The 14,117-nt window shown below is 61.2% G+C and carries 17 protein-coding genes; 15 read left to right on the top strand and 2 right to left on the bottom strand.

Annotated elements, in window-relative coordinates:
* Positions 1 to 161: 161 nt before the first annotated feature.
* Positions 162 to 1,316 (top strand): cell division protein FtsZ, encoded by a 1,155-nt coding sequence (gene ftsZ, locus IPF85_RS14320; RefSeq protein WP_343408758.1) that lies wholly within the window; start codon positions 162 to 164, stop codon positions 1,314 to 1,316.
* A 92-nt stretch (positions 1,317 to 1,408) separates the two neighbouring features.
* Here the strand turns inward: ftsZ and IPF85_RS14315 are convergent, their stop codons facing one another.
* Positions 1,409 to 2,041 (bottom strand): tetratricopeptide repeat protein, encoded by a 633-nt coding sequence (locus tag IPF85_RS14315; RefSeq protein ID WP_343408757.1) that lies wholly within the window; start codon positions 2,039 to 2,041, stop codon positions 1,409 to 1,411.
* Positions 2,042 to 2,672: 631 nt separating this feature from the next.
* Between IPF85_RS14315 and IPF85_RS14310 the strand changes: the two genes are divergently transcribed.
* From IPF85_RS14310 to IPF85_RS14265, 10 genes are all read left to right on the top strand, one after another.
* On the top strand, positions 2,673 to 3,302 hold the full coding sequence (locus tag IPF85_RS14310) for a sigma-70 family RNA polymerase sigma factor (RefSeq protein ID WP_343408756.1): 630 nt from the start codon (positions 2,673 to 2,675) through the stop codon (positions 3,300 to 3,302).
* Positions 3,303 to 3,376: 74 nt separating this feature from the next.
* Entirely contained in the window at positions 3,377 to 4,183 is an 807-nt protein-coding gene (locus tag IPF85_RS14305) for a methyltransferase domain-containing protein (RefSeq protein WP_343408755.1), read from the top strand.
* The gene (gene folB / locus IPF85_RS14300; RefSeq protein WP_343408754.1) at positions 4,180 to 4,575 is read left to right on the top strand and encodes a dihydroneopterin aldolase; all 396 of its coding nucleotides are present in this window, start codon (positions 4,180 to 4,182) and stop codon (positions 4,573 to 4,575) included. The genes IPF85_RS14305 and folB overlap by 4 nt, the downstream gene beginning before the upstream one ends.
* Positions 4,572 to 5,075, top strand: coding sequence for a 2-amino-4-hydroxy-6-hydroxymethyldihydropteridine diphosphokinase (folK, locus tag IPF85_RS14295; protein WP_343408753.1), 504 nt, complete (start codon positions 4,572 to 4,574; stop codon positions 5,073 to 5,075). Before folB ends, folK begins: the two co-directional genes overlap by 4 nt.
* 36 nt (positions 5,076 to 5,111) lie before the next feature.
* Positions 5,112 to 5,753, top strand: coding sequence for a GTP cyclohydrolase I FolE (folE, locus tag IPF85_RS14290; RefSeq protein ID WP_343408752.1), 642 nt, complete (start codon positions 5,112 to 5,114; stop codon positions 5,751 to 5,753).
* Between the two features lie 117 nt (positions 5,754 to 5,870).
* Positions 5,871 to 6,929, top strand: coding sequence for a tRNA pseudouridine(13) synthase TruD (locus tag IPF85_RS14285; RefSeq protein ID WP_343408751.1), 1,059 nt, complete (start codon positions 5,871 to 5,873; stop codon positions 6,927 to 6,929).
* Between the two features lie 148 nt (positions 6,930 to 7,077).
* Entirely contained in the window at positions 7,078 to 8,076 is a 999-nt protein-coding gene (locus IPF85_RS14280; RefSeq protein WP_343408750.1) for a hypothetical protein, read from the top strand.
* 41 nt (positions 8,077 to 8,117) lie between these two features.
* Positions 8,118 to 9,737, top strand: a complete 1,620-nt coding sequence (locus IPF85_RS14275) for a R3H domain-containing nucleic acid-binding protein (RefSeq protein ID WP_343408749.1) — start codon at positions 8,118 to 8,120, stop codon at positions 9,735 to 9,737.
* A gap of 3 nt (positions 9,738 to 9,740) precedes the next feature.
* Positions 9,741 to 10,364, top strand: coding sequence for a dTMP kinase (gene tmk / locus IPF85_RS14270; protein WP_343408748.1), 624 nt, complete (start codon positions 9,741 to 9,743; stop codon positions 10,362 to 10,364).
* 143 nt (positions 10,365 to 10,507) lie between these two features.
* Positions 10,508 to 10,837 (top strand): cyclic-di-AMP receptor, encoded by a 330-nt coding sequence (locus tag IPF85_RS14265; protein WP_343408747.1) that lies wholly within the window; start codon positions 10,508 to 10,510, stop codon positions 10,835 to 10,837.
* 82 nt (positions 10,838 to 10,919) lie between these two features.
* On the opposite strand, the gene IPF85_RS14260 is transcribed toward IPF85_RS14265, so the two are convergent.
* Positions 10,920 to 11,318, bottom strand: coding sequence for an FmdB family zinc ribbon protein (locus tag IPF85_RS14260; RefSeq protein ID WP_343408746.1), 399 nt, complete (start codon positions 11,316 to 11,318; stop codon positions 10,920 to 10,922).
* Positions 11,319 to 11,476: 158 nt separating this feature from the next.
* Here IPF85_RS14260 and IPF85_RS14255 point away from each other — a divergent pair, with 158 nt between their 5' ends.
* The 4 genes from IPF85_RS14255 to IPF85_RS14240 are packed head-to-tail and all read left to right on the top strand — an operon-like array spanning position 11,477 to position 14,114.
* A complete protein-coding gene (locus IPF85_RS14255) occupies positions 11,477 to 12,112 on the top strand; it encodes a guanylate kinase (RefSeq protein WP_343408745.1) in 636 nt (211 codons plus the stop codon).
* 2 nt (positions 12,113 to 12,114) lie between these two features.
* Positions 12,115 to 12,915 carry a rhomboid family intramembrane serine protease gene (locus tag IPF85_RS14250; RefSeq protein ID WP_343408744.1) on the top strand — a complete coding sequence of 267 codons (801 nt, stop codon included), beginning with the start codon at positions 12,115 to 12,117 and terminating at the stop codon, positions 12,913 to 12,915.
* Between the two features lie 12 nt (positions 12,916 to 12,927).
* Positions 12,928 to 13,419, top strand: coding sequence for an aminoacyl-tRNA deacylase (locus tag IPF85_RS14245; protein WP_343408743.1), 492 nt, complete (start codon positions 12,928 to 12,930; stop codon positions 13,417 to 13,419).
* Between the two features lie 20 nt (positions 13,420 to 13,439).
* Entirely contained in the window at positions 13,440 to 14,114 is a 675-nt protein-coding gene (locus IPF85_RS14240; protein WP_343408742.1) for a hypothetical protein, read from the top strand.
* Positions 14,115 to 14,117: the final 3 nt, after the last annotated feature.

The raw sequence follows: 14,117 nt of genomic DNA, 5'->3' as shown, positions 1-14,117 counted from the left end.
TCGGGCGAAAATCTTGTCGGTTTTCGTAAAAAGTAAGGGCTCTCCTGCTGCGAATTGCACGAATGAACACGAAGGCAGGAGCTCAATTCGTGAAAATTCGTGAAATTCGTGACAAGAACAGCCTATCAGGCAGTTACAGGTCGTAGCAAGGAGGCAATTCGATGTCCGCTTCAGTCGCACGTAAGACGCAGCAACAGGGGTATGTCGAGAACATGGCCCAGATCAAAGTTCTGGGCATTGGTGGTGGCGGTTCCAACGCCGTCAATCGGATGATAGACGCCGGGATTCAAGGGGTTGAGTTCATTGCTGTCAACACAGATGCCCAGGCGCTCATGTTGTCGCAGGCGCCGCAGCGCCTGCGGATCGGTGACAAGCTCACCAAGGGCCTCGGTTCGGGCGGAAGCCCTGAAATCGGCATGAAGGCCGCCGAGGAGTCGTCCGAAGAAATTCAGGCCCTCGTCAAGGGCGCGGACATGGTGTTTATCACGGCCGGCATCGGCGGTGGTACCGGCACCGGCGCCGCGCCGGTCATCGCCCGCGTGGCCCGTGAGATGGGCTCGCTGACGATCGGCGTGGTGACCAAACCCTTCTCGTTCGAAGGCTCGCGCCGGATGCGCGCAGCCGATGAGGGCATCGCCCGACTCAAGGAGCACGTGGACACCCTGATTGTGATCCCCAACGACCGGCTGCTGCAGGTTGTGGACAAGAAGGCCTCCATCGAAACCGCGTTCCGCACCGCGGATGATGTGCTACGCCAGGGTATCCAGGGCATTTCTGAGTTGATCACGGTGCCAGGGCTGATCAACCTGGATTTTGCCGATGTGCGCGCGATCATGTCCGAGGGCGGGTCCGCGTTGATGGCGATCGGCCGGGCTAAGGGCGAGAATCGGGCCAGGGAAGCGGCGGAGCAGGCCATTCACAGTGCGTTGCTCGATGTTTCCATTGACGGCGCCCAGGGCATCCTGTTCAACGTGACGGGCGGGGCCGACCTGACCCTGTTCGAGGTCAATGAGGCGGCCGAGATCATGCGTGCCGGGGTGCATCCGGAGGCCAACATCATCTTTGGCGCGGTGATTGACCCGACGATGACCGATGAGATTCGGATCACCGTCATCGCCACCGGCTTCGAGGCGGCTCACGCTCAGCGCCGGCCGGCCACAACGGCCCAGGCTCTGCGCGCTGATGCCCGCCAGGCGCAACCGTTGGCGCCCAGCAGCACCACCCAGGCCATTCCGTTCCCCTCGCGCTCCTTCAGCCGCGACAAGCTGGAGGAGGTGCCGGCGTTCATTCGCCGGCGCGCGGCCGACGGCAAGTAAACAGATCGGGCTATGAACCAAAAATCGCCGCCAGCAATCAATGTGCTGGCGGCGATTTTTTATTTTCTTGATCGTATGCTGACGACTTTCGCTCAGGCCTCGATGACTTGACCCTTGATCTTGCCCTGGCGCGTCAGGCGTTCGTACTCAAGTTTGAAGCGCTGTACCACGCGCAGCACGTCCTGTGCGAGGGAACTTTGCGGGTCCAGCTCCAGCGCGCGCCGCGCGCAGTGGAGCGCGTCGTGGAACTGAAAGGCACGCGTGTAAACGAGGGCGAGATCGGTCAGCGTGACCATGTTGGAGCGATTGGCCTGGTGAGCTTCTTGCAGGAGGACGCGACCCTGTGTCTCATCGCCCGAATTGAAAACGGCCCAGCCCACTGCCCGTAGATATTCGTCATCCTGCGGTGACAGTTCCAGCGCATGCCACAGCATGTCAATGGCTTCCGGCCAGCGCATACCGGCCGAGAAGATGATGCCGAGCAGGTAGTGATACTCGGCCGCAGCGCTGTTGTGCTCGATGGCATGTTTGAGGTTAGCTTCAGCGCGATCTAATTCATACAAGGAAAGGTAGATGTCGCCCAGGTAGGCGCTGATGATCTCACACCCCTTTTCACCGAGGGGATGGGTGGCCAGCATCTCCTCCAGCATATCGGAGGCGCGGCGCAACTGTCCGCGCTGCACCAGGTGATCTGTTCGTCTGAGTAATTGTTCTAGGCGGTTCATCCAACCCTCCGCATGAGGTGGTCGCGGGTGTTGCCATCACTACCTGGAGAAATCCAGGTCGTACACTGCGCGCTTAGGGTTCGTAAAAATATGACTTCCCGTGTTTCTCAGCGTTTTCTCGGCAAAATACAGGAACTAATTCTTTTGCGAACCCTTATTTATCTGTTTTGTCATCTTGGGCGTGTAAACTAACTCGTTGTATGCAGCCTTTCTCATTGTAGCACAAGCTTTGCCGTTGCGCAATCAAGCGTGGGCCTGTGCAGCAGTTCCAAATGTAGCACACATTCAACCACAAAGAGCACAGAGAACACAAAAGCACTCCTGGACTGCTGGGCCTGTGCTATGTGATGGTGCGGTTGACTTGACCGATGTGCTGGTCGAGCGCCGGCGACAAGCCAGGCTCTAGCGCCCGCCTGGATGGTGGAGGGCGGTCAAGTCATCACTGTGCAGCAGGTGGCGGTCGCCTGGGGCTGGCCGGCTGCATGGGGCATTTTTGAGCTATACATTCCTTAATCAAACATTTGACAAACAAAGAACAACACGGTATAATACTTGTATGAGGGTAGAACAAGAGTGAAGTGCCCTGCAAGCATAACCTTCGGGGCACAAGGCACGCGTAGGAGATAAAAAAATGGCGAGCAATAGTCAACAGCATGATCTGAGTCAGTTGAGCGATGACACGTTGGTTCAACTGTTTGTGAGTGATCCGCAGCGCAATGCAAAGGCGTTCGAGGTTTTGGTGGAACGCTATCAGGGCAAGGTGTTTGGCCTGTCGTTGCGGATGATGGGAAGTCGGGAGGAAGCCGAAGATCAGGCGCAGGAAATCTTCGTCAAGGTGTACCGTTCGCTGGCCCGTTTCGAAGGCCGTTCGCGGTTCAGCACCTGGCTCTATCGGATTGCTGTCAATGCTTGTCTGGATGCCATTGAAAAACGCCGCCGCCGCCCGCAGGCTGCTGACATCGAGTGGGGTGATCTCGCCGAGACTGAGCCGGTGGATAGCGAACTGCTGAGCCGGCATTCGCCCACGCCTGAGCAGGCGTATCTGCACAAGGAACAATCGAGCGTGGTTCACAGCGCGTTGTCAAAATTGGAGGAATCGCATCGGCAGGCTATCGTGCAGCGCGAGTTGCAGGGTTTGAGCTATCAGGACATGGCGGCCAACACCCGCATTGGCCTCAGTGCGATGAAGATGCGGGTGCATCGGGCGCGCAAGGCGCTCGCCTCCGTCCTGCAGCAGCAGGCCCAGTTGGGCATGGCGTAAGTTGCCCTGTATAATGGCGGTGAGTTCACCGAGGCGTGGCTCCCTGAGCCAGGACGCGGATCGAGGGGCGGGCAATGGATGAAAAAATACTACACTGGGTGGTGTGCCCACAGTGTGCGGAACGTCAGTGGCGGACCGAAACCGAGGCCGTGCGCTGCGAGTCGTGCGGCTCCCGCTACCCCGTGCAAAACGGCGTGCTCAACCTGCTGCCGGGCGGTCCCCATTTTCTGACCGCAGCTCAGCGCACGAATTTCTGGGCGCCGGTAGCCTGGGGCTATGAAGACCTGTGGCGGCGTCGTTCTCTCAGTCTGCTCAGCGGGCAACCCTTGGGCCTTGAGCGCGAACTGGCCCTGCTGAACGAGTGGCTGGCCGATGCGCAGGGCGGAGTCTTCCTGGATCTGGCCTGTTCACACGGTCTTTACGCGCGGGCATTGGCGGGGCCGCGCGGTCTTGATCGGGAAATCATTGCGCTGGACAGCTCCCCGCGCATGTTGCAGGCGGCGGCGCGCAAGGTGCGCCAGGCCCAACTGGCCGCGACGGTTCATCTGCTGTGCGCCGAAGGGGAATCGCTGCCGTTTGCGGCCGATTCACTGGATGGCATTGTTTGCGGCGGCTCTCTCAACGAGTTCAAGATGGCAGAGCTGGTGGTGGCCGAGGCCGGCCGGGTTCTCAAGCCGGGCGCACCCTACTTTTCGATGCATCTGCTGAGCAGCGGCGCGGCGTGGCCGCGGCGTTTGCAGGGTCTGGCGCGCCGGGGCGGTATCCATTTTTGGGATGCCGACGGTGTGCAGGCGCTGTTTGCCGACCGGGGCTTGCGCCTGGTGCGCCGCGCCCGCTTTGGCATCGTGGAATTTGCACTGTTCAAGAAAGAGGGCGGATGATGGCTTTGGACCGGGTGGAAGTACGTGATTTGCTCCTACGCTGCATCATCGGCATCAATCCCGAAGAGCGCACCCATCCGCAGGATGTGCTCATCAATCTGACGATGTTTGCCGATCTGCGGCCGGCTGGAAACAGCGATGACATTGGCGATGCCGTCAACTATAAGACGGCCAGCAAGCGCGTCATCGCGCTGGTGGAACAGTCGCAGTTCTTCCTGGTTGAAAAGATGGCGACTGAGATTGCGCGTTTGATCCTCACCGAGTTTGCCGTCGAGCGGGTGCAGGTGCGCGTGGAGAAGCCGGGCGCGCTGCGTTTTGCCCGTTCGGTGGGCGTTGAGATCGAGCGCACGCGGGCCGATTTCGATCTGCCGCCGCTGCCCGCCCGGCCGTGAACACCGTTTTTCTCAGCCTGGGGTCGAACATCGAGCCGGAGCAGCATCTGGCCGATGCTCTGCGACGCCTGGCAGCCCTGGGTAAAATGGTCGCGGTCTCGCCGGTGTATGAATCGTTACCCGCGGGCGACCCTGACCAGCCCAATTACCTGAATCTGGTCGTGCTGCTGAGCACCAACCTGGCGCCGGTCGCCCTCAAACAGCAGCTTCTCACCATCGAACAGGCGTTGGGGCGCGCGCGCAGCGCCAATCTCAATGCGGCGCGCACGATTGACCTTGACATTGCCCTCTTCAACCTCGACATTCTTCTTGTAGGCAAGCGCCACATCCCTGATCCCGATATCCTGACACAGCCCTACCTGGCGTGCCCATTGGCGGACCTGGCGCCCGAATTCTTTCATCCAGAGACGGGTCAAACCCTCAGTGCCATCGCGGCGCCATTTCGCCAGCGGACTGACATCTTGCGCCGTGACGATGTGCATCTGCTGGCGGTCAAATAGCCACAGATCACGGTTTCAGAAAGCGAGCAAAACAACATGAATCCCATGAAAGTCAATGTAGACGATTTCGACGCCTTTCGCACTGAATTGATCGAGGATGAGCCGGGCTGGGCTGATGCCGATATCCAGGTGGCGGTACGCAGCATCTTGACCGCGATTGGCGAAAATCCCGAACGGCAGGGCCTGGTCAAAACCCCGCTGCGCGTCGCCAAAATGTACGAAGAGCTGACGGCCGGTTATCACGTGGACCCGGCGGCACTCATCAACGATGCCATCTTCGAGGTGCATTACGATGAAATGGTGGTTGTCAAGGATATTGACTACTACAGCCTGTGCGAGCATCACATGCTGCCGTTCATGGGCAAGGCGCACGTGGCCTACCTGCCGCGTGGCAGGGTGTTGGGCCTGAGCAAGATTCCGCGCATCGTGGAGATGTACGCGCGGCGGTTGCAGGTGCAAGAGCGCATGACGATGCAGATTGCCGATTTGATCGAGGAAGTGCTGAACCCCCTGGGAGTTGCCGTCGTTTGCGAGGGCGTGCATCTGTGTGCGGCCATGCGCGGGGTCAAGAAGGCCAACGCGCGCATGGTGACGAGCGCCATGCGTGGCGCGTTTCGCAACAATCCGCAGACGCGCAACGAGTTTTTGAAGCTGCTCAATCATGCCGATGCGCATTGAGCGCGCGCTGGCTGCATCGAGTTGGCGCGCCGGCTGACGCCGCGCCTGGCTTTGCGTTCGCTGGCGCTCTGCGCTACAATCATGCCAGTCACGATTCTAGCCTGGTGTAAGCAACGAATGACATTACCAACCATCACATCCGACCTGCCCGGTATTGGCGGGACACTCAAGCAGTCGCCTGAGCATTTTGTGGTTACAGAGATCCCGTTGTATGACGCAAGTGGCGACGGCGATCATCTCTACGTCAACCTGACGCGGCGCGGCTGGAACACGCGCGATGTGGCGCTGGCCCTGGCCCGCCTCTTTGATCTGCACGTGGACGATATCGGTTTCGCCGGCTTGAAAGACCGTCAGGCGCTGACGACGCAGACCTTTTCGCTCCTGCGGGTGCCGGCCGAGGACGCCGCCGCACGCATTGCCGCCGAACTGCCCTTCGAGGTCAACTGGGTCAGCCGTCACCGCAACAAACTACGCACCGGACATCTGCTGGGCAATCGTTTTGCCATTTTCATCGCGGACGTCCTGCCGGACGCCTTAGCGCGGGCCGAGGCGGTGACGGCTGCGCTGCACGTCCGCGGCATTCCCAACTTCTTTGGCGCTCAACGCTTCGGCCAGGACGGCGACAACGCGACGCGTGGACATGAGGTGCTCTTGGGGCGCGGCCCGCGCCAACGCTGGCTGCGCCGTTTCCTGATCTCGGCGTTTCAATCTGATCTGTTCAACCGCTATCTGGAGCAGCGCATCGCCCTGGGCGCGTTCTCTCATCTGTTGGCCGGCGACGTGGCAAAGAAGCACAGCACCGGCGGCCTGTTCGTTGTCGAAGACCTGGAACGCGAGCAGCCGCGTTTTCAGGCCGGCGAGATCAGCTTTACCGGTCCGCTCTTTGGGGCCAAAATGAAGGCGGCCGCCGAGGCAGCCGCGGCTCTCGAAGCCGGCATCCTGGCGCAGGCTGCACTGCCGCCGTCTGCCTTCAAGAAGGCGGATGTGGATGGCGGCCGGCGCTTGGGCCGCTTGTTGCTCGATCGCGTCGAGCTGGATGCAACCGACTTGTCTGCCGCTGGTGGGGGACTCTGGGTGCGCTTCACGTTGCCCAAGGGCGCCTATGCCACGGTCGTGCTGCGTGAGTTCATGAAGGACGATGTGGTTTTGGGCGAAGAGGACGAGGGTGATGATTAGGCCCGCGTGCTCTTCGATCTGGGACGCTTGCACGGGGCCAAACGTCGCAACCGCCATTCTTGCGACGCGACGTAAAGCAGTGTAAAATTCCAGCATAAACTCCATAAACCCCATTCTACCGTGGAAAGCCAGAGGAGCCGTCAACGGGGTGGTCGAGCAATTTGGCCTGCGTCACAGTCTGTTGCTCCAGCGTTTGTTGCCAAGCATCGAACGCCTGGACATGGTGCATGCTTTGACGCGTCCGCGCGACCCGTTGACTGTGGCCATGATGTCGCCGTTTCCCTGGCGCGGCATCGGTATTGCCACCTACGTCCTGCAGGAAACTGGGGACAGTGCGCCCTTACAGGGCTTTGTGCAGGTTCTCAAGCGGCCAGAACGGCCCGAAAGCGATATTTTGGCCCTGGCGCCAGCGTTGACCAGCGAGCAGCCAGACGCAGACGAGATTTGGGTGCGCCTCCTAACCCGCATGGCGTTGGGGGCGGGTCATCATGGTGTGCAGCGCATCTTTGCCAGTGTGCCGGCGGACGGGCGTGAGGCCGATGTGCTGCGCCAGGTGGGCTTTGTGCCCTACACCCAAGAAACCATTTTTCGCTTGGATGGAGGACCGAGTGCCAGGCCGGCCGACGCGGACGCAGGCATCCGTCGGCAGCAGGATGCGGACGCCTGGGCTTTTCAACGCTTGTACCATGCCACCACCCCGCCTGTGGTGCAGCATGCCGAAGGCCCCGCGGCGAGTGAGAGCAAAGGCTTCCTCCCGGCCTGGTGGGAATCGGGCCTGCATGCCCAGGGCTATGTGGCCGGCGGCGCTGATGCCCTGGCCGCGGCGGTGCAGATAGTGTCTGGCCCGGCCGGGCACTGGCTACGTTTGTGGAGTGGCGACGGCGATGCGCAGACGGCCGGTCGCCTCGTGGATTGGTGCCTGACGGCCGTGCGGTCCGCGCACAAGGCGCGCCCCATCTATCTGGCACTGCGTGATTATCAAGGCGGACTGCGAACGATGCTCGAAGAGCGCAACTTTCACCCTTACTTGCGTCGCACCAGGCTGGTCAAACACCTGGTGGTGCGGGTCCGGGAAACAGAGCCGGTGCTGATGCCGGTGCCGGGATTGGCAAGCAGCGTTTTTATGCTGCACATACGATCATTGTAAGACTGTAGGACTGTAGGACTGTAGGACTAGTCGAACGAAGGATGAGTCAACACAAAATTACGGATGATCTGAATGCGCTGTTGGCCGTGCTACCGCGGCGGATTCAGGAGGCGTTACGCACTCAGAATCATAGCGACGAACTGCTGGAGGTGGTGCTTGACCTGGGCCGTTTGCCCGAAGCACGCTTCATCGAGTTCGAGGTGGTCTTGAGCGAGGAAGAGGTCAGCGCCGCTGACCTGCAAGACGTGGTGTCGCGTATCGGTGAGTTTACCGAAGACAACCGCGCCGGTATCGAACGCACGCTGCATCGCATCTCCTGTCTGCGCAACCGCCAGGGCCACATCATCGGCATGACCTGCCGGGTGGGCCGCGCGGTGTACGGCACGATTGACATTATCGAGGACATCATCATCAGGTCCGACAAGAGTATTCTCTTGTTGGGGCGTCCTGGTGTGGGCAAAACCACGCTCCTGCGCGAGTCGGCGCGTGTCTTGGCCGACAAGAAGCGTGTGGTGATCGTGGACACCTCGAACGAAATCGGCGGCGACGGCGATATTCCGCATCCCTCCATTGGCCGGGCGCGACGCATGCAGGTGCCCACGCCCTCGTTGCAGCACGAGGTGATGATCGAAGCGGTGGAAAATCACATGCCCGAGGTGATCATCATTGACGAGATTGGCCGCGAGCAGGAGGCTGTGGCGGCGCGCACCATTGCCGAACGCGGCGTGCAGTTGATCGGCACCGCGCATGGCGGCACGCTGGAAAACCTGCTGCTCAACCCAACCCTGTCAGACCTGGTGGGCGGCATCGAAAGCGTGACCTTGAGCGACGAAGAGGCTCGGCGCCGCGGGACGCAGAAATCGGTGTTGGAACGGCGCGCGCCACCCACCTTTGATATTTTGGTCGAGATTCAGGATCGCCAGCGCCTGCTCATTCATCATGACGTGGGGGCCGCGGTGGATGCGCTGCTGCGCGCCCGCGCCTTGCCAGCCGAGTTACGCTGGCGCGATCCCGAGGGTACCGTTCATGTCGAGCGGATGCAGACCAGCGCCACCAGCAGCTCGTTGGTGCGTCAGTCGCAATGGTCGTCCACCAGTCGCGGCGATGGCGGCGGCAGCGACGATAACGAGATGACGGTCTTTGGCAAGCCGACGCCGCTGTCCATGCCCCTGACGCGGCCCGCCGAAAATGGCGGCAATCTGCGTACGCGGCGCATCTACGCCTATGGGGTAGGACAGCAGCGCCTGCGTCAGGCCGCACAAAATTTGCATGTGCCGGTGCAGATTGTGGAAGACCTGCGCGAAGCCGACATGGTGATCACCCTCAAGAACTACTACCGCAAGCAGCCGCAGCCGATTGCCGAGGCTGAACGCCGCGGAATCGCCGTCTACGTGCTGCGCTCCAACACGGTGACGCAGATGGAAACCTGCCTGGCTGACGTTTTTGGTCTGCCCGCACAACCGGTGGACACCTTCGCGGTGGCCGTGGACGAGACCAGCCAGGCCATTCAACGCGTGCTGGGCGGCGCGGTTTCGGTAGATCTGACCCCGCAGGCGTCCTTTGTGCGCCGCCAGCAGCATCAGATGGCTCGCGAAGCCAACCTGGTTTCGAACAGCTTTGGCCGTGAGCCGCAGCGCCGCGTGCGCATTTATCGAGAGTAAGCCTTGAGCCTGTTCATCACGTTCGAAGGGCCGGAGGGCAGCGGCAAGACCACGCAGATTCAACTGCTGGCGGCGTGGCTGCGTGCGCAGGGTCAGCTGGTGCTGGCCACGCGGGAGCCGGGCGGGACCGCCATCGGGGATCGCGTGCGTGCCATCCTGCTGGATACGATTCATCAGGAGATGCAGCCGCAGGCCGAAATTCTCCTGTTTTCGGCGGCGCGCGCGCAGGTTGTGGGCCAGATCATCCGTCCACACCTGGCGCGTGGCGGTGTGATCCTCTGCGATCGTTATGCCGATTCCACCCTCGCCTACCAGGGCTATGGGCGCCAGCTCGATCTCGTGACGCTGCGCCTCATTACCGACTTTGCCACCGGTGGTTTGCGGCCTGATCTGACCTTTTGCCTTGACCTGCCGGTGGAGGTGGGGCTGCGACGCAAGCGGGTCGGCGCGGGCGAGGAGTGGAATCGCATGGAGCAGGAGACGCTGGCCTTTCATGAGCGCGTGCGCCGCGGCTACCTGGACATGGCCCAGGCTGAACCGGCACGCTGGCGCCTGTTGGACGCAACCCAGCCGGTCGAGGCCCTGCAGGCGACCCTGCGCATGGAGGTGGCGGCGCACCTGGGATGACCGTGAGAGTGGGGAGCGTGTGTGCAGATTGGACGGTGAGCGTTTGGCCCGACGGGCGCCTGCACGTCGGGGCCGCGAGGTCGAAGTTCACCTGCCCGGAGTGATCGCAGTCAGTTCCCCGGTTTTCCAGAGGAGGCACGCGTATGAAACTCTTGTTGGCGATTGTGCAGAGCGATGATGCACGAGGCCTGTTGGATCGTTTGGTGCAGCGAGGCTACAGCGCCACGGTTATCAGCACCACCGGTGGCTTTCTGCGTGAGGGCAACTCGACGATCATCCTGGGCGTAGACGATGAGCGAATGGAAGAAGCCCTGGGTCTGATTCGCGAAGGTTCACACACACGTAAGCAGTATGTCAACCCGTTGCCGCCGGTGATGGAACCGGGCGAGTTGCACATCCCCATTCCGGTCGAAGTGGCGGTCGGGGGAGCCATCGTGTTCGTGTTCAGCGTCGAACGGTTCGAGAAATTTTAGGCGAGGGCTTGCCAAAAAATAACTTCCCGTTCTTGCCCGCGCTTTACCGAGAAAGAACGGGAACTTGGCCGTGGGCAAGCCCCTAGTCCATGACCCCAAAATCGTCGCCGCCGCCCGGCCCAGCCAGATCGGGCATGGTCTTTTCGATCTCCTCCGGGTCTTCTCCGGCCTCCAGGCGATTCACGACTTCGCGGAACTCATCACCCAGGTCTTCGCCCATTTCGCCGCTCATCTTGCGCATCCAGCGCGCCAGGGACTTAGGGTCATTTTCGTCCAGGTCTCCCATGCTGCTGGGATCGGCCAGGTTGTCCAGGCGGCTTTCTTCGGAGCGCAGAAGCGCCACTTTGGAGATGAGGCGGCTCAGATGGGTGCTGCCGCAGCGTGGGCAGACCGGCTGCCCGGCCGCCGCAGCGGACATGGTGCGCCACAGCAGGCTGACCCGCCGTTGGCACTGGTGGCATTGGTATTCGTAAATTGGCATTATCAACTCGTTTTGGGTCAGATTTTGCACGGACGGTGAGATTATAATCGCAACCGGGAAGCTGTCAACCTCCGCCGGCCCCCGCGTGGCCCCATGTATCGGGGAGATTCTAGGGGAGATTCCAGGGGAGATTCCAGGGGAGATTCCAAAGGAAACCTATGGTAAGCGACGAACTGATGGAATGGTATCACAATTTGCGGCGGCCGCGGCCGATGCTGATCATCATCAGCGGGCCATCGGGCGTGGGCAAGGATGCGACACTGGATGCCATGAAGCAAATGGGCACCCCGTTCTATTTTGTGGTGACGGCGACGACCCGACCGCGGCGCGAGTATGAAACCGATGGCGTGGACTACCATTTCATCTCGATGACTGATTTTGCCACGATGATTGACAACGACGAACTGCTCGAATACGCCATGGTCTACGGCGATTATAAGGGTATTCCGAAAAAACATGTGCGTGACGCGCTCGCCAGCGGCCGCGATGTGGTCATGCGCATTGACGTGCAGGGCGCGGCCACGATTCGCCGCTTGGTGGCGGGCGCTATCACCGTGTTCATGACCGCCCCGTCCGAAGAGGAGCTGGTGATGCGCCTGCAGCGGCGCAAGACCGAATCAGAAGATCAACTTCGCTTGCGCATTGCCACCGCGCGCAAGGAGCTACAGCGCGTCAACGAATTCGACTATGTGGTGGTCAACCAGGAAGATCACCTGGCTGACACCGCGCGCCAGATCATGGCGATCATCGCGGCTGAAAAGTGCCGCGTCCATTGGAAACCGGTTGAGCTGTGAACATGACATTTCCATTCTCAGAAGCGCCGCCTCCGCCACCGACCAGCGGTGACGTGTCTGGCTTGCGGCGAATTTCCTTGCCAACCCACCCACCGCTGTGGAGCTATGTCCTGATTGGCGCCAATGTCGCCATCTGGCTGATCCTGGAAGTCATTGGCGTGATGGTGTTCGGTGAACGCAACGCGACCGTAAATGGGCAGTTCATGCTGCTTTTCGGCGCCAAGTACAACGCTCTCATCAGCGCCGGGGAATGGTGGCGCCTGCTCAGCGCAGCCTTCCTGCACTTTGGTCTTTTCCACTTGTTGATGAATAGCTTTTCGCTGTATCAACTGGGGCCGCAGATCGAGAGGCTCTTTGGTCGCGGGCGTTTCCTGGCGATCTATCTGCTGGCTGGCCTCTACGGTAATTTGTTCAGCTACCTGTTCTCGACTTCGCTTGCGGCCGGCGCTTCGGGCGCCATTTTTGGGCTGCTTGGCGCGTTCATCGCCTATCTGCGCCGTTATCGCACGCTCTTCGGCAAGCCGGGCCAACAGATGCTGCAGAGCATGCTGGTGGTTGTCGGCATCAATCTGGTGTACGGCATCACCAGCGGCGTGGTGGACAACTACGCCCATATCGGCGGCCTGGTCACCGGTTTCATCCTGGGCGAACTGTTGCGGCCAGAGTACGCGCCGCCGCAACAGTTCAGCGGGCCGCAGGTGATGACCGACGTGCGCAGCGCGTCGCGCACGCGCCTCGTCGCCGGCCTGGGGCTGCTGGGCGTGCTGGCAGGCGTCAGCCTGGGCACCCTGCTGGGACGGTAGGCGGCGGGCATCATGTCCAGGAATCAGAAAACGCTGGCGATGCGCGTGCTGGAGGGACACAACATCCCCTACACCGCGTTCTACTACGACGTGCCGGAGCACCTGTCGGCGGCGGAGGTGGCCGCGGTGATTGGCCTGCCGCCGGAGCAAACATTCAAGACTCTGGTGGTCATGCCAGATCGCCCGGCGGCCAAACCGATCCTGGTCCTGCTGCCTGGCGACAGCCAGCTCGATCTAAAGAAGCTGGCCGCGGCCGCGGGCGAGAAGAAGATGCAGATGGCGCCGCACAGGGAGGCGGAACGCATCACCGGCCTGGAGAAAGGCGGCATCTCGCCCCTGGCTCTGCTCGATCGGCATTATGACGTGTTCGTAGATGAAACGGCCATCCTCTTCGACCAGATCGAAATCAGCGCGGGCAAGAAGGGCGCCGGCGTCTTGGCGCCGGTTGCGCCGCTGCTCAGGCTGTTGAACGCGACGCTGGTGGACCTGGCAACGACCGTCTGAGGCGGCAAGAGGAGCTACGCATGAACATTCACGAGTTACGTCTGAAGACAAATCGCCTGCAGGAGCAGCGGGACTTCTATCACCACCTGCTCGGTTTTCCCCTGCTGACCGCTGACGCTGACCAGGTTGCGCTGCAGGTTGGCTCATCAACGTTGATCTTTGCGGCCGCGGCGACACCCACGCCCGCACCCTATCATTTCGCCTTCAACATGCCCGAGGGGCAGTTTACCGAGGCCAAAGCCTGGCTGGCGGCGCGCGTGCCGCTCCTCACCGACGCCAGCGGCGCGGACGAATTCGACTTCAGCGCCTGGAACGCCCATGCCATCTACTTTGCCGACCGCGACGGCAACATCGGCGAGTTCATTGCCCGCCATGACCTGCCCAGCCCCGCGACGCGCGCGTTCGGCGCGACCAGCCTGCTCAGCATCAGCGAGATCGGCCTGGCGGTGGATAATGTTCTGCACCTTGTAGAGAGATTACAGACAAGCATACACCTTCCGGTGTATCGTCAGCATCCCACCGCAACATTCACGGCCATGGGTGATGAACACGGTCTCCTGATCGTGGTGAAAGATGGGCGGCGCTGGTTTCCCGAAGAACGCGTGGCGGCACATGCGACTCCCCTCACGGTTGTCATCTCCGATGCGACGGCCGGGCAGCGCACTATCCATGGCCCGCCCTACCAGATCGCGTGAGTT

It is taken from the genome of Candidatus Amarolinea dominans (genome assembly GCF_016704685.1).
GTDB lineage: Bacteria > Chloroflexota > Anaerolineae > SSC4 > Amarolineaceae > Amarolinea > Amarolinea dominans.
The sequence above is the reverse complement of the archived record's forward strand: the minus strand, read 5'-3'. Positions and strand labels throughout refer to the sequence as shown.